General features: G+C 42.0%; 22 protein-coding genes. 9 read left to right on the top strand and 13 right to left on the bottom strand.

The features are described from left to right. Positions 1–148: 148 nt before the first annotated feature. The 3 genes from floA to DI53_RS04355 all read left to right on the top strand — a co-directional run bounded on the left by floA (position 149) and on the right by DI53_RS04355 (position 2,555). Positions 149–1,132, top strand: a complete 984-nt coding sequence (gene floA / locus DI53_RS04365; RefSeq protein WP_037495854.1) for a flotillin-like protein FloA — start codon at positions 149–151, stop codon at positions 1,130–1,132. A gap of 309 nt (positions 1,133–1,441) precedes the next feature. After that, positions 1,442–1,960 carry a KdsC family phosphatase gene (locus tag DI53_RS04360; RefSeq protein ID WP_037495851.1) on the top strand — a complete coding sequence of 173 codons (519 nt, stop codon included), beginning with the start codon at positions 1,442–1,444 and terminating at the stop codon, positions 1,958–1,960. Position 1,961: 1 nt separating this feature from the next. Then, complete coding sequence (locus DI53_RS04355; protein ID WP_037495848.1) at positions 1,962–2,555, top strand: Maf family protein; 594 nt, start codon at positions 1,962–1,964, stop codon at positions 2,553–2,555. A 108-nt stretch (positions 2,556–2,663) separates the two neighbouring features. Here the strand turns inward: DI53_RS04355 and DI53_RS04350 are convergent, their stop codons facing one another. The 11 genes from DI53_RS04350 to DI53_RS04300 form a co-directional block, all read right to left on the bottom strand. Next, complete coding sequence (locus DI53_RS04350) at positions 2,664–5,237, bottom strand: TonB-dependent receptor domain-containing protein (protein WP_037495845.1); 2,574 nt, start codon at positions 5,235–5,237, stop codon at positions 2,664–2,666. Positions 5,238–5,317: 80 nt separating this feature from the next. Continuing rightward, positions 5,318–5,758 (bottom strand): HYC_CC_PP family protein, encoded by a 441-nt coding sequence (locus DI53_RS04345; protein ID WP_037495842.1) that lies wholly within the window; start codon positions 5,756–5,758, stop codon positions 5,318–5,320. Positions 5,759–5,873: 115 nt separating this feature from the next. Beyond that, positions 5,874–6,638: a tryptophan synthase subunit alpha gene (gene trpA / locus DI53_RS04340; protein WP_037495836.1), complete on the bottom strand. Its 765-nt coding sequence runs from the start codon at positions 6,636–6,638 to the stop codon at positions 5,874–5,876. 3 nt (positions 6,639–6,641) lie between these two features. Next, positions 6,642–7,826 carry a tryptophan synthase subunit beta gene (gene trpB, locus DI53_RS04335; RefSeq protein ID WP_037495833.1) on the bottom strand — a complete coding sequence of 395 codons (1,185 nt, stop codon included), beginning with the start codon at positions 7,824–7,826 and terminating at the stop codon, positions 6,642–6,644. Beyond that, entirely contained in the window at positions 7,819–8,439 is a 621-nt protein-coding gene (locus DI53_RS04330) for a phosphoribosylanthranilate isomerase (RefSeq protein WP_037495830.1), read from the bottom strand. The genes trpB and DI53_RS04330 overlap by 8 nt, the downstream gene beginning before the upstream one ends. A 1-nt stretch (position 8,440) precedes the next feature. Beyond that, a complete protein-coding gene (gene trpD, locus DI53_RS04325) occupies positions 8,441–9,430 on the bottom strand; it encodes an anthranilate phosphoribosyltransferase (protein ID WP_037495822.1) in 990 nt (329 codons plus the stop codon). 206 nt (positions 9,431–9,636) lie between these two features. Then, the gene (locus DI53_RS04320; RefSeq protein ID WP_131555172.1) at positions 9,637–10,098 is read right to left on the bottom strand and encodes a hypothetical protein; all 462 of its coding nucleotides are present in this window, start codon (positions 10,096–10,098) and stop codon (positions 9,637–9,639) included. A 97-nt stretch (positions 10,099–10,195) separates the two neighbouring features. Then, positions 10,196–10,417 (bottom strand): DUF2795 domain-containing protein, encoded by a 222-nt coding sequence (locus tag DI53_RS04315; protein WP_002996718.1) that lies wholly within the window; start codon positions 10,415–10,417, stop codon positions 10,196–10,198. A 118-nt stretch (positions 10,418–10,535) separates the two neighbouring features. Continuing rightward, the gene (locus DI53_RS04310) at positions 10,536–11,294 is read right to left on the bottom strand and encodes an ABC transporter ATP-binding protein (RefSeq protein WP_037495819.1); all 759 of its coding nucleotides are present in this window, start codon (positions 11,292–11,294) and stop codon (positions 10,536–10,538) included. 28 nt (positions 11,295–11,322) lie between these two features. Continuing rightward, positions 11,323–12,066 carry a lysophospholipid acyltransferase family protein gene (locus tag DI53_RS04305; protein ID WP_037495816.1) on the bottom strand — a complete coding sequence of 248 codons (744 nt, stop codon included), beginning with the start codon at positions 12,064–12,066 and terminating at the stop codon, positions 11,323–11,325. Positions 12,067–12,246: 180 nt separating this feature from the next. After that, positions 12,247–13,617 carry a dipeptidase gene (locus DI53_RS04300; protein ID WP_037495813.1) on the bottom strand — a complete coding sequence of 457 codons (1,371 nt, stop codon included), beginning with the start codon at positions 13,615–13,617 and terminating at the stop codon, positions 12,247–12,249. A 172-nt stretch (positions 13,618–13,789) separates the two neighbouring features. Between DI53_RS04300 and DI53_RS04295 the strand changes: the two genes are divergently transcribed. Continuing rightward, the gene (locus DI53_RS04295) at positions 13,790–16,552 is read left to right on the top strand and encodes an outer membrane beta-barrel protein (protein ID WP_037495811.1); all 2,763 of its coding nucleotides are present in this window, start codon (positions 13,790–13,792) and stop codon (positions 16,550–16,552) included. Then, positions 16,549–17,340: a GLPGLI family protein gene (locus tag DI53_RS19525; RefSeq protein WP_052072052.1), complete on the top strand. Its 792-nt coding sequence runs from the start codon at positions 16,549–16,551 to the stop codon at positions 17,338–17,340. The genes DI53_RS04295 and DI53_RS19525 overlap by 4 nt, the downstream gene beginning before the upstream one ends. Before the next feature lie 76 nt (positions 17,341–17,416). Here DI53_RS19525 and DI53_RS04285 read toward each other — a convergent pair whose 3' ends face one another. Both DI53_RS04285 and DI53_RS04280 read right to left on the bottom strand, forming a co-directional pair. After that, positions 17,417–17,599 (bottom strand): hypothetical protein, encoded by a 183-nt coding sequence (locus DI53_RS04285; protein ID WP_037495808.1) that lies wholly within the window; start codon positions 17,597–17,599, stop codon positions 17,417–17,419. A 122-nt stretch (positions 17,600–17,721) separates the two neighbouring features. Then, entirely contained in the window at positions 17,722–19,860 is a 2,139-nt protein-coding gene (locus tag DI53_RS04280; RefSeq protein ID WP_037495806.1) for a S46 family peptidase, read from the bottom strand. 145 nt (positions 19,861–20,005) lie between these two features. Between DI53_RS04280 and DI53_RS04275 the strand changes: the two genes are divergently transcribed. The 4 genes from DI53_RS04275 to DI53_RS04260 all read left to right on the top strand — a co-directional run bounded on the left by DI53_RS04275 (position 20,006) and on the right by DI53_RS04260 (position 22,444). Further along, complete coding sequence (locus tag DI53_RS04275) at positions 20,006–21,325, top strand: DEAD/DEAH box helicase (protein WP_037495803.1); 1,320 nt, start codon at positions 20,006–20,008, stop codon at positions 21,323–21,325. Continuing rightward, the gene (locus DI53_RS04270) at positions 21,326–21,568 is read left to right on the top strand and encodes a hypothetical protein (protein WP_037495801.1); all 243 of its coding nucleotides are present in this window, start codon (positions 21,326–21,328) and stop codon (positions 21,566–21,568) included. A gap of 86 nt (positions 21,569–21,654) precedes the next feature. Next, positions 21,655–22,005, top strand: a complete 351-nt coding sequence (gene gldC / locus DI53_RS04265) for a gliding motility protein GldC (RefSeq protein WP_037495796.1) — start codon at positions 21,655–21,657, stop codon at positions 22,003–22,005. A gap of 31 nt (positions 22,006–22,036) precedes the next feature. After that, positions 22,037–22,444, top strand: a complete 408-nt coding sequence (locus DI53_RS04260; RefSeq protein ID WP_037495793.1) for an EVE domain-containing protein — start codon at positions 22,037–22,039, stop codon at positions 22,442–22,444. Positions 22,445–22,549: the final 105 nt, after the last annotated feature.

Genomic DNA, 22,549 nt, shown 5'->3' with positions numbered 1-22,549 from the left:
TAATTCGGACTTTGCGTTCACGATATGCATAGTTTGTGTCCACACAAAGGTTGACAAATCTGTGCTAAAAGGTAAGTTTAGGCGCGCTACTTATGGAATATCCTAAATAAAATGATATCTTTAAGCTATTACTTAAATTCAAAAATTTATGGATCCAGGAATTAGTTTAATTTTAATTATTGTTGGTGGCGTTGTCGCATTTTTTCTTTTGCTTTACTTGTTGCCGGTAAATCTTTGGTTTACGGCGCAACTTTCAAATGTGAAGATAAGCCTATTAAACTTGGTGTTGATGCGGTTAAGAAAAGTGCCGCCTTCGCTCGTGACAAATGCCATGATTACCTCGACAAAAGCAGGGCTTCGTATAACTTCTAATGAAATCGAAACGCATTATTTAGCGGGCGGTAACGTAAATAAGGTAATTAAAGCGCTCATTTCTGCAGATAAGGCAAATATTCCTTTGGATTTCAAGCTTGCAACGGCAATTGACCTTGCAGGGCGGGATGTGTTTGATGCAGTACAACTGTCCGTGAATCCCCAAGTTATTAATACGCCGCCCGTAGCTGCGGTAGCCAAGGATGGTATTCAGCTTATCGCGAAGGCTCGGGTAACAGTCCGAGCAAATATCAATCAATTGGTAGGAGGAGCTGGCGAAGAAACCATTCTAGCGCGTGTAGGCGAGGGGATTGTGACCACAATAGGCTCATCTATCAACCATAAAGAGGTATTGGAAAATCCTGACCGTATTTCGAAAACGGTACTGTCAAAGGGTTTGGATTCAGGAACTGCTTTTGAAATTCTTTCGATTGATATTGCAGATATCGATATTGGCGAGAACGTAGGAGCAAAACTACAAACCGATCAAGCTGAGGCAGATTTAAAAGTAGCAAATGCACGTGCAGAAGAGCGTCGGGCGATGGCAGTAGCCAACGAACAAGAAATGCGGGCTAAAGCACAGGAGGCCAAGGCCAAAGTGATTGAGGCGGAAGCACAGGTGCCTATGGCCATGGCAGAAGCATTTCGCAATGGCAACCTAGGTGTGATGGATTACTACAAAATGCAAAATATACAAGCCGATACCGATATGCGTACTTCTATAGCAAAGCCCGGAGGCAATGATAAAGGAAAAAGCTAACATTTTGTTTAAACATCAGTTGTTATAAATACAAAACCCTGACGATGGGCGTCAGGGTTTGCTACTAACCAATTATAAACCTAAATTATGAAAAGACAATTTTAATGCTGCGATCGGGCTTATAGCCTGATCACGATACAAATGTACGCTGAAAATTCTTCCAATCCTCACTTTTCATTAATTTAGTTGTGATAACAACTAAATTGTGACAAACCCTTGATACATTGTCCAAAACGAATAGGCTTTTGTCTTTTTTAGATTACAATCACTTTTCCAAAGTTGTGCCTAAGATTTGTTATTTTTGAACCTATGGTTTTAAAGCAGTTTGCAAAAATTAAAGCTGTCGTTTTAGATGTCGACGGCGTGCTCACCGATGGTACTGTATTAGTGACCGAAACTGGCGAACAGCTCAGGCGTTTTTCCATCAAAGACGGTTATGCGATCCAACTCGCTATGAAAGCAGGTTTACAAATCATCGTTATCAGTGGAGGAAACTCGCAAGGTGTGTTGCAACGGATGAGGGGACTACACGTGGAAGAGGTGCATTTGGGTGTAGCAGATAAACTTACCCTGATGCAGGAGATCATCGCCCGTCAGGGATTACACAAAGAAGATATTGCGTTTATGGGTGATGATATTCCGGATTTACTTTGTATGAAAGAAGTCGGACTAGCTCTTTGCCCCCAAGACGCCGTAGATGAAATAAAAAATATTGCGGCTTATGTTTCACCCTATCGTGGAGGTGAAGGATGTGTACGCGACGTACTGGAAAAGATATTGCGATTACGGGGATTATGGAATTTAGAAACCGGCATTAAAAGTATATAATATGTTGATCAAACAGCTAGAAGGCGTCCGCATAGTATTAGGATCGCAATCACCGCGCAGAAAAGAACTGTTGGCTAATCTCGGTATTGATTTTCAGGTGATTGTAAGAGAGACATCGGAAGACTTCGACCCAAAACAACCTGCAGAGGATATTGTAAGATGCATTGCGCTAGACAAACTAGAAGCATTTCATGATGATACTTTCTATGACAGCTTAGTAATTACGGCAGATACTGTTGTGGTGCATGAAGGGCAAATATTGGGTAAGCCAAAAGATCAGAATGAAGCCATTGCTACACTTTCGGGATTGCAAGGAAAAGAGCATGATGTGCTTACGGCGGTAGCCATCGGCTATCACGGTAAAGTTTATTCTTTCGTAGAACGTACAGGTGTATCCTTTTATCCACTGCTGGAACAGGAGATCGTCCATTATGTAGAAAGCTTTTTACCGTTAGACAAGGCAGGTTCCTACGGTATACAGGAATGGATTGGATTGATCGGTGTGAAAGCTTTACAGGGTTCTTACGAAAATGTGGTTGGACTGCCCACAGCACGATTGTATCAAGAGTTGAAAGCGATTATTTCTGCGGTATAACATGGTGTAAACATGCCGGATGTGGAAAATCTTGCCAACCCTCGGGCTAGCAAGATTTTTTGTTTTCAAAGGCTACCGGCATATACTTTTGTTGTCCGGATCTTTCGATTATTTGATATTATACCTTACACCTGCGTAAAAAAGCCTTCCTGCGATCGGTCCCCAAAGTAGATTCGTATCGAAAAACTGTCCGAAAGGTTCGTCGAAAGCCAGTATAGGGTTCTTTTGGAAAAAGTTGGTCAGATTTTCACCTCCTAAGTAGATAGTAAGATTCTTCTCTTTTCCCAGACTTTTACTAACCTGTGCATTCATGGTGACGTAGGCATCCGAATAGGCCTGCAACTGATATTGAGCAGGGTTTTCGATGGTCGATGGCAGTCTTTTCTTTCCAACCATATTCAAGGTGTAGTCAAAACTCCAACCGCTATGTAAGTTATAAGCCATGTTCACAAATCCTCTGTGTTTTGCCGTTAAAGGCTTTTGCAATCGGCCAGATTGGTAATCGGTTTGTACATCTAGCAAACGGTAGGCAAAGCGTGTTTCAAAATGTTGTATAGGCATAAACCGAAAATCTGCTTGAAGACTGTTGGAAAATGATTTGCCATTGAGGTTGTAAAATGACACAGCGCGAGGGTTTTCCCAATCCACAACTACTTGATTGCTAAAATTGTTATGGAATAGTTCGACCGAGAAGCCTGACTCTCTTCCGAAAAGCTGAAAATCTTGATCGAATGTAAGCCCTGTATTCCAGGAAACCTCAGGCTTTAAACCATAAGCCGCATTAGTTGACGAAGTAAGCTGCGCGTAGTTTATCGCACGGCTTGAAGCGAAAATGCCCATGTTTTCCGCAAATACATTGGCTGTACGCTGTCCTCTACCAGAGCTTAGGCGAAGCGTGGTATTTGGAGCAGGCGCGTAGCGCAGTACTGCTCGCGGTGTAGTGAACCAGCCATATATGCTATTATAGTCTTGGCGAATCCCGAGGACAGCATCAAATTTTTCATTGGGAGCGAATGTGTATTCTAAAAATGCTCCCGATACGGCTTCGGTGCGGCGGAAATCATTCGCGACGATCTGCTCATTGTATTTATCATACGATAAAGAGAGACCTGCTCTATACTTATGCATCACACTGCCCAGCACATCTTGATACAATAGATTTGCATAACCGCTATTTTGCTCGCTATTGTAAGTTGTTAAACCGAAATAGCTGTCTTGACGGTAATGTGCACCGGATACCTGCAACCCTATGCTTCGCAATTTATGATTGGGGAAGACATAGCCAATTTTAGCAAAACCTTCGATGCGGTCTATATCGAACCCCAAGCCGTACCTATTGGTTGTGAGCTTGTCTGTGCTCTCATTGAAATTGATTTCCCCACCCGTACGGTCGTCACTTAAATATTTGAGACCAAACTGGGCGATAAGTCCTTTCCCATTTTCGTAATGCCATCTGTTGACGCCAGAAAACACATTGCCTACAGGCATATCGCGGAAACCATTATTACTGAAGTTCATAGACTTGTTGTACATGAAGTTGTCGTGCAATAATAATCCCACCGACCATTTATCGCTTATTTTTTTGGCTAAATTTAGGTTTACATCTGTTCTCCCCATATTGTTAGCGTAGGCATTGAAGTAAAGCTGATCACTATTGTGCGGTTTTTTAAGCTCCACGTTGATTTGGCCAGACATACTTTCAAAACCGTTGGCTACCGATCCCATTCCTTTACTGATCTGTATCGATTCGATCCAAGGGCCGGCCATGCTATTCAATCCGAGTGGCGCAGCGAAGCCTCTCGGGCCGGGTAAGTTTTCTACCGTTAGCTGCGTGTAGACACCGCTCAAGCCGAGCAGCTGAATTTGTTTTGCGCCTGTAACGGCGTCACTACTGACTACATCGACGGAAGCATTGGTTTCAAAGCTTTCACTCAAATCGCAGCAGGCAGCTTTAAATAGTTCTTTCGCCGTAATCATTTCTATACGGTTGGGCGAGAGTTTAGATATATAGTTTGATCGTTGTTTTCGGGAAACGACGACCTCTGCCAATACATTATCTTTCGCATGGATAACTAAAACCTCGTGAAGATTTTTTACGAGAATAGTGTCTGCTTTCATCCCGACGAAGCTGACGATAAGGTTGGCATATCCCTTCTCATGAGCGATGTCGAATACACCGTTTTCATTCGTCTGCACTTGTTGTTTTGGGTTTTCTTTCCAACTGATGTTGACGCCGGCAATAGGAGTGAGTTCTCCTTTTCCATTTTCCTGCACGACTACACCGCGTACGGTATGATCATGGTCATGATGTTCATGATCGGTCGAGTCATTTGTTCTCGCAGTAGAACCCAACCGTTCGTACAGGCAACATTCGTGCAGTTTGGCGTATACGTCGTCATTGGCGCGTATTTCATCGGTGTCGTGCCCGACATTGGCAATAGCTTGTTTGATCTCTTGGCTGGTAGTCTTCTCTTTATTGTAGGAAACAGTGGCCATATTGGTCTCCATGTCCCAGACGGCTTCATCAACTCCTTTAATTTTGGCTGCTTTTTCGATGCGTTGTTTACAGAGTCCGCAGTTTCCTGCTACTTCAAACTGTATCGTTTCTTGCTGCTGCGCAAAAGTAAGGGTATAAATAAAAGTAAAGGCAAATATTGAAAGTGCTTTAAATATGATGTTCATGTCACAAAATTTGATAATAAAACTAAAATGAGGTGTAACGAACGCAAGGCGTCACGTTGACAATCGAATTCAGCTTAAAATCAAATACGGAAGTTACAATGAACAAGGTAGGGAGGTGATGCGGCGACCGATGCCAGTGGCGATCGGAAATCAGCAGCATTTGAAATTATGGTTTTGCTATCAGGAATCGGAACGATCCAAAAGAGCGTCAATATCGCCGGTGACGTACTGAAAAGAGGAAGCATATTCGATGCGTTCTCCATCTTCGTTTCACTTTTTCTCAGATCGAGCACGATCTCCGAACAGCAATTTTCTTTTTCATGACAAGCCGTCGGTGCATCTTGATGACTTTCTTCAGCACTTTCCGATTCGGCACAGTGCGGACAACTATCATGTATCAAATCTTTTTTTGTGTCGAAAGCAATAAGAGCGCCTTCCTGACAGCGGTGCATATATACCGTCATCCCAGTGCAGGTCGCTGCATAGAGAATTAACAATATATAGGCAAAGATTATTTTCATGTGCTGCAAATATAAGAAAATAAATTTTAAACGGGATAAGCACGGGATGTCCCGCATGCATCACGCGCAGTCAGGAAGTTGCTAGCAGCAGTTATCGCTGCTGGCAACTAATATGTTAAGACTTTATGTTCTCGATAAAAGGCCCGATCTCCTGCAGATAATTAGGCGCAGATAGCAATTTGACAAATGCGGAGCCAATTATCGCACCGTGTGCATAAGCGGTTGCTTTTGCAAAAGTTTCAGCATTTGATATTCCAAAACCAATAACAAGTGGATTCTTCAACTCCATCTCTTTCATTCGTTGAAAATAGACGGCAGAAGATTCCCCTACTTCTAATTTTTTTCCTGTTGTAGCGTTGGAAGATAACAGATAAACAAAGCTAGTCGATAGCTTGTCTATTTTTCGAATCCTTTCTGCCGAGGTTTGTGGCGTTACCAAAAATATATTGCTAATTCCATACTGACGAAATATACGCTCGTACAAATCTTCGTATTCATACATCGGTAGATCAGGAATAATGACGCCGTCGACGCCCACTTCCTGACAGGATTTGCAAAAATTTTCTATACCATATTGTAGTACAGGATTAAAATATCCCATTAAAAAAACCGGTATCGAAACGCGCGAACGCAACGCTTTTAATTGTTCAAAAAGAACTTTTAAATTCATGCCGTTTTGCAATGCGACCTCTGAACTGTTTTGGATAACCGGACCATCTGCTACGGGATCAGAATACGGAAAGCCAATTTCCAAAAAATCCGCACCGGATTTTTCCAACTCCGCAGCGATGTCGATCGTGCTCTCTAGCGTAGGGTAACCAGCAGTGTAGTATATGGAAAGCAGTTTTTTTTGCTTGCTCTTGAATATGTTTTCTTTCATCTGTTAAAAACCAAAATATTTCATGTAGTTGTCCAAATCCTTATCTCCTCTTCCTGATAGGCAGATCACCACATTTTCACCGCCTTTAAAGTTCATTTTCTCTAGGTGAGCGAGCGCATGGGAGCTCTCTATAGCCGGAATAATACCCTCCAATTTAGTTAAAAGTAATCCAGCTTGCATGGCTTCATCATCCGTGATACTTACGTACTGTCCTCTGCCGCTTTTGAATAGCCATGCGTGCTGTGGGCCAATACCTGGGTAATCGAGCCCGGCAGATATGGAATAGGGCTCCACCACCTGGCCGTCATCTGTCTGCATAAGAATGGAACGGCTGCCGTGCAACACGCCGTCTTTTCCCAAAGCTGTGGTTGCCGCAGTTTCTCCGCTATCAACGCCATGCCCCGCTGCCTCCACGGCAATCAACTTCACCTGTTCATCATCCAAGAAATGGTAAAACATTCCCGCAGCGTTAGAGCCGCCGCCCACACATGCCAATACATAGTCTGGGGTCGTGCTTCCCGTTTTTTCTTCCAGTTGTTTCTTTGTTTCTTCGGAAATTATGGACTGAAAACGCGCTACCAAATCGGGATAGGGGTGAGGACCAACTACTGATCCGATAATGTAATGGGTGTCTACTGGATTGTTTATCCAGTCGCGAAGCGCCTCATTGGTGGCATCTTTCAAAGTTTTACTACCGGATGTAGCTGCCACAACTTCTGCACCCATCATTTTCATGCGCGCAACATTGGGTGCCTGACGCTTTATGTCAACCTCGCCCATATAAACCACACATTCAAGACCTTTTAATGCACATACCGTCGCGGTGGCAACCCCGTGCTGCCCAGCGCCTGTCTCCGCAATAATACGCTTTTTACCCAATCGCTCGGCTAATAAAATTTGCCCTACCGTGTTGTTAATTTTATGTGCGCCTGTGTGATTCAGGTCTTCCCTTTTCAGAAATATATTTGCACCATATCGCTCGGAAAGCCTTTTCGCATGATATAGTGGAGATGGGCGACCTACATAATCCTTTAGTAGAGCATGAAATTCTTGCTGGAAAGTTTCCTCCTGCATAATCTCCAGGTATTTAGACTGGAGCTCTTCCACGTTTGGATAAAGCATTTCGGGGATATATGCCCCACCAAATGGTCCGTAATATCCTTTTTTGTCAACTTGATATTTACTCATCTTTAATAATTTTCAAAGCGTTTGCTATTTTGTCAATGTCCTTAAAAGCAGGCGCAGATTCGAACCTTGAATTTAGGTCTAAGCCCTGAAGCCGCGCGTCGCCTAAATTCTTTGCCTCTTCCATGTTTGTCAACGAAAGTCCCCCACTTAAGAAATAGGGTACCTGAAATGGATATTCAGCCAGCAATTTCCAATCGAATGCTACGCCTGTTCCCCCATGCGCATCACTTTTTGTGTCGAATAGAAAATAATCAACCGCGTCAACATATGGATATAATTGTTGCCAGTTGAAACCTTGGCTTATCCCGAAGGCTTTTAGAACTACCAGACCTTGCTGTTTAAACAGCAGGCATGTCTGGGCTGTTTCAGTTCCGTGGAGTTGGACCCCCTGTAATCCCTCTCCAACTTTCTCCTGTATATATTTTTCTGAAGCGTTTACAAAAACACCAATTTTCGTTAAGTTTTCCGGGATTGATGTCATCTTCGGAACATGGGAAATGAATCGGGGTGATTTCTCGTAAAAAATAAAGCCGATGTAATCAATCGGGAGCGCGGCCAGCGCTACTATATTTTCCGGATCCCGCATCCCACATACCTTCACTTGCAAGTCCATATTATTTACCTATTAGCTGATTAAAACTTTTCAGTGCTTTAAAACCTAATAGCGATTCTTCGGCTTCGTAGAAACAGTCGCCAAAAGTTTTTTCCGTATGAATGGTTTTGATTGCGAAAGCTGCATTCGTGAGTACCACGTTATTTTGAGTGGATGTTCCTGTACCGTGGATAATTTGCTGGAAGATTTGCGCTGCTTCGCCAACTGTACTCCCACCAGCGAGCTCGATAGCTTGAATAGGCGTGAAGCCAATATCTTCTGTTTTGTAGTATTTTTCACCTTTATTATTGATGATCTTAAAATCTCCAGTCATAGAGATTTCATCATAACCGTCTAGTGCGTGTATGATGCTGTATTGTTTACCGGTATTTTGATACAGGTAATTATATAGGCGCGCCAGTTCGAGGCTAAATGTTCCCACAGCCTGATATTTTGGGTTTGCAGGGTTTGTAAGCGGTCCCAACATATTAAAAAATGTTTTGACAGCCAGCGCGCGACGGATAGGCGCCACAGTCTTCATGGCGGGGTGAAACAGCGGCGCATGCAGAAAACAAATGCCTGCTTCATCCAATTGCCGAGTCAACTCTGCGGTATCGTTTGTGAAGCGATAACCGAGCTGTTCCATGACATTTGATGATCCGCAACCTGACGAAACGCCCACGTTTCCATGTTTTGCAACCTTATAGCCTGCTCCGGCCACAACAAAGGAAGCTAACGTGGATATATTGAAGGTGTTTTTCCCATCACCACCTGTACCGCACAAATCAATCAGTTCATATCCTGGAAAGTCTACCTTCACACAGAGATCATACATCGCATTCCGAAAACCGCTTAACTCCTCCACACGGATGCTACGCATACCATAAATCGTCATGAACGCGGCAATTTGATGGGAATCATATTTCCCTGTAGCAATGTTGGTCAGTATGGTGTATGCCTCTTCCTTTGTAAATGTTTTGTACTCAAATAAATGAGCCAATATTTCTTTCATAACCGTGATTCTGTAAAAATAAAAAAGGCTTACCTATTCAGGCAAGCCACTATCCGTTGATGTAAAATTCAAGCAATAGGTTTTTGCCACAACTCTAATAGTTGTGCCACCAGCATGCTTTATTTACATTGATTGTTTTCATCTGTAGTTCGTTGTAAACAAATATCTAATATTTATTAATGAAGTGCAAATTTTTTAGAGAGAAATTAGTAAGTCACGAAATGCGCTACATTGTTACCTTTAGATACTAAAGTGAAGGAAGCGATCTTATTCTCTTTCAAATACAAAGCAAGCATCTGTCGCCCCTTATAAAATAGAAAATACATGTCATCGGTAGACTTTCCTTCGGGATCAATATCCCGGGTTTCTTTCTTCGGAAGCTCCCTGAATGGGATGGCCTCAATTTCATTTAGTTCTTTGCTTTGCACATTCAATCTGATTTCGCTTATGCTTGCTTCCAAGTAATCGTAGCCTTCGTCTGTGTCTGTTTTTTCTATGAGTACGTGTTTGCTCAGAATAACATCCGGCCGGACGGATGCATCATCTACGTCTGTCAAAAACGAATCAATAAGTGAAAAATCACGGTCTTGTTTGCTTTGTTCTTGACCATGTCCCATAGCTGTTGAAAGAACCAGGAAAGTTAAGGCAATAAAAAACTTAAAATACATTTGTCATTTGTTTAATCAGTAAGTTAGACAAGAGCGTGCAGCTAAGGATTAATACGAAATAAAAAACGCCTCGGAGCGAGACGTTTTTTATGTTAATTTAATACTCATCTTCATTAAAAAAGAAGTCATCCTTGGTAGGATAGTCTGGCCAAATCTCTTCGATGTTTTCGTATGGCTCTCCGTCGTCCTCTAAGGCTTGAAGATTTTCAATTACCTCAACCGGGGCCCCCGAACGAATAGCATAGTCAATTAACTCATCTTTAGTTGCTGGCCATGGCGCATCTTCCAAATGCGATGCTAATTCTAGTGTCCAATACATATCTAATAATTTAAATTGCTATTTTCCGCAAAAATAACATTATTATCAAATAAAACAAGTTAAATGAATGTTATCATTTTTTTTATAATATAACAAGTTGTTTGTGAGGTTATTAAATTTATATTTTTTCGAAATCAGAACCCTTTTCTTTAAGTGCATCTAGGCGTGGTATCACAGATTTTATCTGCGGATTTTGGTAATCATCTTCGATAAGCCCATCACGCATCCGAACAATGCGATGGGCGTGCTGCGCGATATCTTCCTCATGCGTCACTAAAATGATGGTATTTCCTTTCGCGTGAATATTTTCCATTAACCCCATAATTTCGATCGAGGTTTTCGTATCCAGATTTCCCGTTGGCTCATCCGCCAAGATAATAGAAGGTGCATTTATCAATGCTCGAGCGACAGCCACCCGTTGACGTTGCCCGCCAGAGAGTTCATTAGGTTTATGGTCTACCCGGTTTCCTAAACCAACATCTTCCAGCGCTTTAAGTGCCTGCTCATCCCGTTTCTTTTTGCTATAGCCTGCGTATATCAACGGAAGTGCTACATTCTCCAATGCTGTGCTTTTCGGCAATAGATTAAATGTTTGGAATACGAAGCCTATCTCCTTATTGCGCACTTCTGCCAACTCATTTTCACTCATGTCCGATACGTTGATACCGTTGAGGATGTATTGCCCTTTGCTCGGTGTATCCAGACAGCCTAGGATATTCATCAAGGTAGATTTCCCTGATCCAGAAGGCCCCATCAGTGCTACAAATTCGCCCTTTTTAATATTTAGCGAAACGGATTTTAAAGCGTGAATTTTTTCTGTGCCGATGATGTATTCTCTACCAATATCATCTATTTGAATTAAAAAATGCTGTTCCATACATTTAGCGCTCTAGCATGTTATGAAGTTACGATTTATTGTAGAGATCCCAAGAGTCTTTCATTTTATTATAGACCTCTCTTTCGAGTTGCATGACGTTATCCTTTCCCAAAGCCTTAGTTTCTATAGGCGCGAGTACATTGACATGTATCACCCCCGGCTGTGATCCAAATTTTTTACCATCATCCCACAATATTTTCCAAGCATCTTGTATGACCACGGGTAGTATGGCAATGTTGTAGTCTGTCGCTAATCGAAATGCACCAGGTTTAAAAGGGTGTAATACAGGTGGATAGTTGTCGTCAATCTTCCCTTCAGGGAATATGACTAGAGATTTTCGATCGTGAAGAATTTCCAAGGCCTTCTTGTAGGCTTTGAAGGAAGATATCTTACTGTCTCTTTTCACAGGTATATCAATTGTTTCAAAAAATATACGAGCGATAGGGTTTTCCAATAGCTCTTCCTTGCCCATGAAAGAAAATGGCGTTTTGCACAGGAAGGTGAGAACGGAAATATCGAGAAATGAGGTGTGGTTTGGACAGATGATATAGGTTTGTGTCCAGTCTACAGGTGTTTCAAAATTTACCTGAACCCGTATTCCTACTGCGTACATTCCGGCAACACTTATCCATTTTCGAAAGGAGACTATTTTATTATAATTTTTATGGGCACTCCGCGCATAAAGAAGAAGGAATGGATAACCCAAAGCGAAGAAAAATAAAACCGAAGCAACGTAAGCGTAGCGGTGTATTTTTCGCAATAGTCTAAGCATGCCCAAACATATGTAAATTTGATCTAATATACAACGAGGTACTTGTTATCTGCTACAAACAGATTGATTCAGGTGTTGTAGCTCATAATTATCAGCAGAATGTGCATGATGCTGATTTATGTTTTTGGTGGAATCTCTTAGAAAAGCCTGCCTGTAATCGGGTACAGGCAGGCTTATTCTCTATTTGCTTAATTCGGCAAAATATCTGAAAAATGCCGGAATGGTCTCGATACCTTTCAAGTAGTTTTCTATGCCATACTTTTCATTGGGAGAATGTAAGTTGTCACTATCCAAGCCAAATCCTAAGAGAACGGTTTTAACACCAAGCTCTTTCTCAAAAAGAGCAACGATCGGTATGGAACCTCCGCCACGCGTAGGAATAGGTTTCTTATTGAAAGCATCTTCTAGTGCTTTCTCGGCAGCTTTGTAAGCAACGCTATCTGTCGGAGTCACAACGGGCTCGCCTCCGTGGTGCGGTTTAACTTTTACCGTTACGCAACTTGGGGCAATTTTTTCAAAGTGCTCTTTAAAGAGGTTGGTAATGCGTTCCGAATTTTGATTAGGCACTAAACGCATCGAGATTTTAGCAAACGCTTTTGATGGAAGTACGGTTTTAGCTCCCTCACCGATATATCCGCCCCAAATGCCATTTACTTCCAGGGTAGGGCGCGTGCCCGTGCGCTCAATACTGCTGTATCCCTTTTCTCCCCACACATCCGCGATACCTAAGTCATCCTTGTATTCTTCTATATCAAAAGGAGCCTTATTTAATGCATCTTTTTCCTCGTCACTTAACTCAATGACATCATCATAAAAGCCTGGTATAGCGATGTGGTTGTTTTCATCGTGAAGCGAAGCAATCAATTTCGCTAGTATAGTGGCCGGGTTGGCCACAGCGCCGCCGTAGACTCCAGAATGCAGGTCGCGATTCGGACCTGTAACTTCTACCTCTACGTAGGAAAGACCTCGTAAGCCTGTCTCTAGCGATGGTTGTTCCATACTAATCATAGAAGTATCCGAGATAACAATAACGTCATTTTGTAAGCGTTCCGTATTCGCTTTCACGAATGTTCCCAAGTTGGCGGAGCCCACTTCTTCCTCTCCTTCGATCATGAACTTAATATTACAAGCTAAGGCGTCGTTACGCATCATATATTCGAACGCTTTAACATGCATGTAAAACTGGCCTTTATCATCTGCTGCACCGCGTGCGTAAATTTTCCCATCGCGCACAGTTGGCTCGAAAGGTGGCGTATCCCATAACTCCAAAGGATCTGCAGGCTGCACATCATAATGGCCATATACTAAGACTGTTGGTAAGTCATTGGAGATAATTTTTTCACCATAAACAATAGGATTTCCTGCTGTCGGACAGACTTCTACTTTATCAGCGCCAGCTTCTTTAAGCTTTTCCGCAATAAAATCTGCGGTTTTCTCCACATCTTTCTTGTAAGCGGGATCTGCACTGATGGATGGAAAACGTAGTAACGCGAACAACTCTTCTAAAAATCGCTCCTGATTGGATTCAATATATTCTTTTATAGTCTGCATGTATTTTGTGTTTTCACAAAGCTACCAATTATAATTTTATTCTAAAGTGAAACGGCTTTCGCTGCTGGGAATGAAGGGTTGTTAAATAAATGTTAAACATTTCAAAGGTGTTTGAATAGTGTGTGAATTATGATATTTTCGTAGATAGAATATTGAGATACTGCCAATTTTTATGAAAAGACTGACCACATTATTTGTGTTCATCCTCATGACAGTTTTTGCCGCCGTATACGGGCAAGTAAAAGTCACTGGCGAGGTTGTGGATGACGCAGACGAAGCCATAAAATTATCGAATGCTTCGATTATGCTATTACGCGCGAAAGACTCCATTTTGGTGCAACATACACGAGCTGATCCAAGCGGAAAATTCTCTTTATTGCGGCCTGATACTATTCCCTACTTGCTTATTATTACCTATCCAAAATATGGCGACTACTATAAAACTATCGTTGAAGAAAGCGACGCTTCCTTGGGTACAGTGCGTTTAAGCAATGTGAGCCAGTTGTTGGAAGAGGTTATTGTGACCGGTAAAATCCCAGTTGTTATCAAAGGGGATACCACAGAATATGATGCGTCGAGTTTTGCCGTAGAGAAAAATGCCAAAGTGGAGGATCTATTGAAGGTGCTTCCTGGAATATCGGTAGATGCGAGTGGAAAGATAACGGCACAGGGAAAGACGGTAGAGAAGGTTTTGGTAGATGGTGAAGAATTTTTTGGTAACGACCCAACCCTGGTAACACGCAATGTGCGTTCAGATATGGTGGATAAGGTACAGCTTTACGAGAAGAAGTCGGAAGAGGCAGATCGTACCGGAGTGGACGACGGGCAACGTACACAAACCATAAATTTAAAGCTTAAGGAAGATGCGAAGAAGGGCATGTTTGGAAAGACCGAGGCCGGCGCCGGAGGCGATACGGATAGGGGATTCTATACGGGAACCCTTGCCTTTAATAAGTTTAATGGCAGCCAAAAAATAGGTCTGTTCGGCCTGACGTCAAATGATGGTACCGTATCGCTGAATTGGGAAGATAGCGATCGGTTTGGATTTTCTGATTTAAGTTCGGAAGTCTCAGACGATGGTTCTGTATCATTCTCCTGGCGGGGCGATGACATGGATTACTGGAACGGCCGGGGGCGGCCCAGAGCGCTAAGTACTGGTGTCTCTTTCGCGGACGCCTGGAAGGATTCGAAACATAAGCTCAATACGAGCTACAAATTTGGAATCATCGAAAACGAGGAGGAGAGTTCACGGATTATGCAAGAGAATTTGCTAGATGCAGTCCTGAATTCTAATGAAGAAAGCTACAGCAAGGCGCAGAATCAAAAACATCGCTTTAACGGGCGTTATGATTTGAAGATTGATTCACTCACTACATTGACCGTTAGTGTTGGTGCGACCGTAGGCAATGTGGAAAGCCGGCGATCCCAGCAGACCAATACTTTTGATGGAGACGGCAATCAGATTAACGATAATATTGCCAGCCAGCATATGCAATCGGACAATCTTTCGGTTGATTATAGCGCTTATTTAACGCGAAAGCTTCGCAAGGAAGGGCGGTCACTATCTTTGCGTGTTAACGGAAATCGTAACGAAACAAGCGGGGAAGGTTGGTTAAATTCTACGGCAAACTTTTTCGTTTTAGATAGTATTTCCGAGATTGACCAGCGTAAAACAATGCAGTCGGTCGGAAATAACATCCGCACTTCTATTGCCTATACGGAACCTTTATGGAAGCGGTTGAGCTCAAGCTTACAATATGAGTTTAGTAGGGGGGTATCAACCTCTATCAACAATTCCTTTAATCAGGTGGCTTTAACCGGCGAGTATAATGAGCTTGACCGTGAGTTTAGTAATGATTTTGATTTTAATACAACGCGTCATGCGGCCAACTTGTCATTCAATTATCGTTCAGAACTGCTTGATGCAAATCTCACCAATAACGTGCGCAATGATGAGCTCTACCAAGTGAATAATTACGAGGGAATGGATCTCAGCAGAAGCTTTCTAACCTATAACCCCACGTTGTTTGTACGCTACAAAATATCTAAAGCGAAAAATCTGTCCTTCCGGTTCAACCGAAATAATAGCCTTCCCTCATTAATGCAAATACAGCCCTTGCGTCAGAATGCTGATCAATTAAATATCGTTGTTGGGAATGAAAACCTAAGACCTTCGCAAAGTAATTCCTATAACGTAAGCTTCGATACATACAATATGCTAAAAAATCAGTATGCGTATGTGTCTTTAAATTGGTCGCAAAGGTTCAATAACATTCAACAGAATATCCTGATTGAAGATGGGCGGCGAACCTTGTCTTACGCGAACTTAGATCGTGTAGCGAATACGATGAGTGTGTGGGGTAGTATTGGTCGGGATTTAATAAAGAAACAAAAGGTGAGGGGAAATATCTTTTTCGACGCAACCTACAACAATTATTTCAACTACATCAACGGTGATTTGAGCGAAAATGATAATATCGATTTTTCCCTATCACTAAATTTTAGTAGAAACGTAAAAAAAGGGTTTGATTTCTCCATTGGATTTACACCAGGCTATAGCCTCCTCCGCAACTCTCTTCAGCCTGATCTTAACAGCAACGGTTTTGTATATAGGGGCAATGCAAATTTAGAGTATCATATGCCCTGGAAAATCAGAATCTACTCCAATTTAAATTACCTCTATCAGGCTCCTACCAGAGTCTTTACCGAAAAGCTAGAGCGATTTTTATGGCAACCAGGTGTAAGTAAGAAGTTTTTAAAAGATGAGTCATTAACCCTGAATTTTTTCATCAACGATGCTTTAAACCAGAATATCGGTTTTACTAGGCAGCAGAATGCGAGTACGTTGGTGCAGGACCGTTACAATACCATAGCAAGATATTATATGTTAAAAGTGAGTTGGGATTTTACATCTATGAATGGAGGAAAAGAATGATGAAAAGATTTATATTATTAGTCGTCGTGAATGCACTGTTGTCCTCGGTCAGCTTCGGACAATATGCTCATTTTCCAGAGAGCGGTGTTATACATTTTGAGAAGCGTGTTCATCTCAAAAACTTTATGAAGCGAAAGATGGCCTTGTCGAAAAGTGATAATTTCGATCGTTCGTATATGGATCAATTGATGAGTAAAGCGCCTGAATCGTATGTCTACAAAAGCATTTTGTCATTTAATGGCTCTGAATCAAGATACGACCCGGTGAAGGAAGAGCAGACGGCTATAATGCGAAATTTGGAATGGTACGGGTTTGACTACGCTGGCAGTTATTATCAGCATATTGATAAAGGATTGTTTAAGAATAAGATGAACTATAACGGTGGAGACATTCTTTTGGAAGACTCCTTGTTGAATATCAAGTGGAAAGTAACAAATGAGTACCGAGATATTGCAGGCTATAACTGCCGTCGGGCTAATGGTGTGTTATTGGACTCTATATTTGTGGTTGCCTTTTACACGGATGCTATTCCGCTCTCTTCTGGGCCGATTGGTACAAATGGCTTACCCGGTATGATTTTAGGACTCGCTGTGCCTGAGCAGCACTATAATATTTACGCCACAAAAGTTGAAATGGGGCAACCACAGATTACCAGTGAATTTGCCAAGAAACGCGACAAGCCCATGCGAAGAGCCGACTTTCAAGCCTTTATGCGAGATCGACTTCGCGTAGGAGATTGGTATACGGAGGCTGAGTTCAACTATATGATGGTCAATATGTTGCTGTAAAGCGTTGCCAATTTCCATGTATATGACAAAAAAATCCCCTGCGTCACGCAGGGGATTTCCTATTAAACTCAAAAAATTATTTCTTTTCGTCGTTTTTCTTTGAGGTTACTTCGTTACGAATCTCTTGTGCTAACGTTTTGATGTCTTGTAAGCCTTTACGTACACGCGTTCCCGCAGCTGAATTTCCGTTATTGAAGAACTTGTCTGCATCAGCTTCGATGGAAGCTACTAAGCTTTTTAATTTGTTGTAATTTTCCATTGTCAATTATATAATTTTAAGTTTCTCTTAATTCTTGTTCTAAGATATAATAAATATTCAAAAACAAAGAACTAATATCCGATTTTTAAAATAAAAACCCAATTTATTTATGTGTAAAGCCCTTATTCAACGATTTTCAGTTCGTCAATGATGTTTTGCGCCCCTGCAAATTTGTCTATAATAAATAATACATACCGGATATCTACAGAGATTGTCCGTTGAAGTTTTGGGTCAAAAATTACGTCACCGGCCATTGCTTCGATGTTTCCATCAAAAGCTAAACCGATAAGTTCTCCATTGCCGTTTAAAACCGGTGATCCTGAATTACCTCCCGTTATATCTTGATCGCTTAAGAAATTGACAGGCATATACCCTTCCTTATCCGCATAACGGCCATAGTCTTTTGCTTCGTAAAGCTCCATTAAGCGTTTCGGCAAATCAAATTCTTCATCGTTTGGTTTGTATTTTGCAATAGTGCCTTTTAGCGTCGTGTAATTATTAATTTTGGCGTCGTTCCGTGAGTCTGCTGGCAAAGCTCTTATAGTGCCATAGGTCAAACGTAACGTTGAATTTGCATCTGGATAATACTTACCCTTTGGATTAGATGCTAATACGCCAGCAATGTACTTGCGATGAGCGGCTTGATATTTGTCCGTTAGGGCATCAACTTCCGGTGTTTTTTCGCGGTATTTATCCATTAATGATTTCGATATAAGATACAACGGATCCGCATCGATAACTTCCGCTGAAGGATTTGCTAAGAACGCTTGCAGTTTTTCTGAGGAAGAAAAGATACTTTTATCGAAAGCGGCTTGCACGTCAGCTCCGAATGCTCCGCCGTTCTTTTTGTTAAGTTCGTCGATATATGGCGCGATATTTCCTGCTTTCTTCGCATAAAGATTAAGTTCATCCGCCAATACATCTATTTCTAAAGGTAGGTAGATGTTTTCGAAGGTCTCTGTAAAGCCATTTTCGAAATTCGGGCGCATTTCTGCTCGCTTAGCTTCGTTGGCCGCTGCATACTGTTTTAAAGCAGCGCCTAAACTGTATGGCAATGCCGCAAAGGTAGAGGAACGTAGCATCCCGATAAGGTAATTATCGTGTCTAGCTTTTTCGTTTGTAGCATCGTAGTACGCGTTGATGGTTGGGAGAACATCGCTATAAAGCGCTTTATTTGCTTTTTTATTTGCCCATTTTTGAAACTGCGCCTCTGCTTTACGTTTCGTTGCCGCGGTGTTGTGTTGCGTTAAAGCGTCGATCATACCTTGGCGGTTTTTCCAGTAGTTGGCGACGCCAGAATAGGTTGAAGCATAGTTCAATTTCACTGCCTGGTCTTTGTCCATATGCTTTTTCATGGCATCCATACCTACCTTAGAAGCCTCCACCCAAGCAGGGTATGCATAATTTACGTTTTGATCGATTCCCGCTGCGGTCATCCATCGATTAGTCCTTCCTGGATAGCCCAAGATCATGGAGAAATCACCCTCTTTAATACCTCTCAAGCTTACGGGAAGGAAATGCTTAGGTTTTAGCGGTACATTTTCTGTTGAATAGGTTGCCGGATTACCATCTTTGTCACCATAGACGCGAAAGATCGAGAAGTCGCCTGTGTGGCGTGGCCATTCCCAGTTATCCGTGTCGCCACCAAACTTTCCGATGCTGTTTGGAGGAGTGCCTACCAAGCGTACATCAGTATAGTCCTGGTAAACGAAGTAATAGTATTCATTTCCGTTGTAAAAGGACTTTACCGATACAACATATTTCCCTCCTTCGCTATTTTCCTTTTCAATCTTTGCAATTTCCTGGTTGATGATCTTTTCACGTTCTTTCTCGCTCATATCATTATTAACCAATCCAAGGATGCGTTTCGAGACATCATCCATACGTACAAAGAAACGAACGAAAAGTGATTTCGGCTTCAATTCTTCTGTCAACGATTTTGCCCAGAAGCCATTGGTAAGGTGATCGTTTTCCGGCGTCGATAATTCTGCTATGGCGCCATATCCACAGTGGTGATTTGTAAAAACTAAGCCCTGTCCAGACACAATCTCCGCGGTACATCCACCATTGAATTGTACAATTGCATCTTTTAAAGATGAATTGTTGATACTGTAAATTTCTTCAGCGGTGAGTTTGAGACCTTTCTTCTGCATGTCAGCCTCGTTAAGCCGCTTCAAATGCATTAAAAACCACATTCCCTCATCAGCGAAAGTGGTTATGCTTACCACAGAAAGTAGTAAGAAAATCCAGATTTTTTTCATGTTATCAACCAATTAATATGGCACAAAGTTGATTTAAATCCTGTTCAAATCAAAATTTAACAGGAATTTAGTGGCAAGATAAAGCGCAGTGTCATATCTACGGAATAATAAAACCCATGTGGATTCATTTCTTTATCTTTGCCGAATGGCATCATTTGAAGATTTCAAACTTAACAGGCAACTGCTTAACGCAATTGAAGAGGCTGGTTACAGTACTCCGACAGAAATACAACAGAAAGCAATCACGCCGATCTTAGCTGGGCAGGATGTGATGGGGATTGCGCAAACTGGTACAGGGAAAACCGCCGCTTTCGTCTTGCCATTGTTAATGAAATTGAAGTATGCCCAAGGACAAGATCCGCGGGCACTTATATTGTCACCAACTCGTGAACTTGCTATGCAGATCGAGGAAAATGTGCGAACATTTTCCACCTACTTAGACCTACGGACTATTGTGCTATACGGTGGTTTAGGCCCGAAAACTCAAAAAGAGCAGCTCGCTCAAGGCTGCGATATTATTGTTGCGACGCCTGGACGGTTTCTAGATCTATACTTGGAGGGAGATATCAATCTTAAAAGTTTGAAGTTTTTGGTAATGGATGAAGCCGATAAGATGATGGATATGGGTTTTATAGGTAAAATCCACCGTATTTTAGAGGTTGTGCCCAGAAAACGCCAAAACTTACTTTTTTCAGCTACCATGAGTGAGTTGGTGCGTAAAATCTCTGGCGACTTCTTGGCTTTCCCCACAGTGATTGAAGTTACAGAGCAAGCAACACCTGCGCAAACGGTTTCCCAAAGCTTGTATGAGGTGCCTAATTTAAAAACGAAATTAAACCTATTGCAGTACTTACTGCTAGATAGCGAATCGTTCCACCGAATAATCGTTTTTTGTAAAACTAAAAATGTGGCGGATAATGTGTTTCATTTTCTAGAACGCAAATATGGCGACGAACATGTGCGGGTAATACATGCCAATAAGGGGCAAAATACACGTATCAACTCTATAAACGCTTTTAAAGAGGGCTTTATTCGGATTTTGGTCGCAACAGACGTGGCCGCTCGTGGGCTGGACGTCTCCAATGTGAGCCATGTTTTTAATTTCGATGTGCCTATCGTGGTCGAAGATTATGTGCATCGGATCGGACGTACGGGACGTGCTTACAACGAAGGTGATGCGATTACATTTTGCAATCCGGCTGAATTTTACTACATCGAAAAAATTGAAAAATTAATTCGACAAGAGATTCCGAGGAAAGAATTTCCAGCGAATGTGTTTGTTGAAAATACGGGCTTTGAGGAAAAGCAGGATATAGCGCGAGAGATTGATGCGCAGAAGAGAAAGGAAAACCCCGACTTTAAAGGCGCTTTCCACGAGAAGAAACATGCACATAAAAGCAATAACAGACAAAAAGTTGCTGGGAAAAAAAGATCGGGTGTAAAAACTAAAAAGGGACGTTCGTAAATGAAATTGACTCCGCTGAATATCGTTCTTGCTTGTGTGCTAACTTGGATAATATCCGAATTGGGGAGTGGGCAGTTGCTGTTGCCCTGGTGGCAAGTTGCACTGTTGATCGGTAGTATACTTCTGGCGGACATTCTGTTCAGAGTCTTCATAAAGGATATAAAGAAGCTGTGGATCTTGGAAATAGTGTTTGTGCTTGTTTCGGGTATCCTTGCTGTTGGTTTAAGAATATTTTGGAATTAATCGGGAAACCATCACGGATTATCGGATACGCCGCATATCGGAGTGATGTGTGAGGGTTCACCACCATTAAATAATAACTTATTAAAATGAAAAAAGCAGAAATAAAACTAAACGTTGTCTTGGATGAGAATAACGTTCCGGATAGTATCGATTGGTCCTCAACAGATGGCGAGACAGCCGATCAAATGCCTGCCAAAGCAATGTTCCTGGCTTTGTGGGACGCACAATATAAAAACTCATTGCGTATTGATCTTTGGACGAAAGATATGCCTTATGATGAGATGAAAAGATTTTTCTACGAAACCCTACAGACTTTAGGAGATTCGTTTTTGCGCGCATCAGGAGGAGATCCTATGGCAGAAAAGATTATTGCTGATCTACGTGACTATTGTGCACATTTTGGTGATAAAATGGAGGTTTTAGAGCAAGAATCATAAATAGCAGACTATTTTAGATAAATGTAATACCATGAATTATTTCCTTGTCAAGTCTGAACCCTTCAAATACAGTTGGGAACAGTTTAATAAAGATGGAGAAACTTTTTGGGATGGTGTACGGAATTATCAAGCCCGTAACAATCTCAAAGCAATGAAGAAGGACGATCTTGTGCTTTTTTATCACAGTAATGAGGGAAAGGAAATCGTTGGTTTGGCAAAAGTGGTAAAGGAATTTTACCAAGATCCTACAACTGATGACGAGCGCTGGGTAGTAGTCGATCTTGCGCCGCTGGAGACGTTCAAAACCCCTGTGACGTTAGAGGCAATCAAGGCCGACGAATTTTTGCAAGATATAGCGCTTGTGCGCCAGGGTAGACTTTCTGTTATGCCATTAAAGGCAGAAGAGTTTGATCGTATCATTGCGCTCGGAAACGAGTAGCAACGTTGGAGCGGCCTCACAAAGGTGATTGGATACAGAAAAAATTTCGCCTAGTGAGGGAGCACGACAAGCGCCGAAGGAGCTACCTTCGGCGCTTGTCGTCGT

Source organism: Sphingobacterium deserti (assembly GCF_000757725.1).
In the GTDB taxonomy this organism is placed as follows: domain Bacteria; phylum Bacteroidota; class Bacteroidia; order Sphingobacteriales; family Sphingobacteriaceae; genus Sphingobacterium; species Sphingobacterium deserti.
This window is presented reverse-complemented; position numbering and strand designations above follow the sequence as displayed.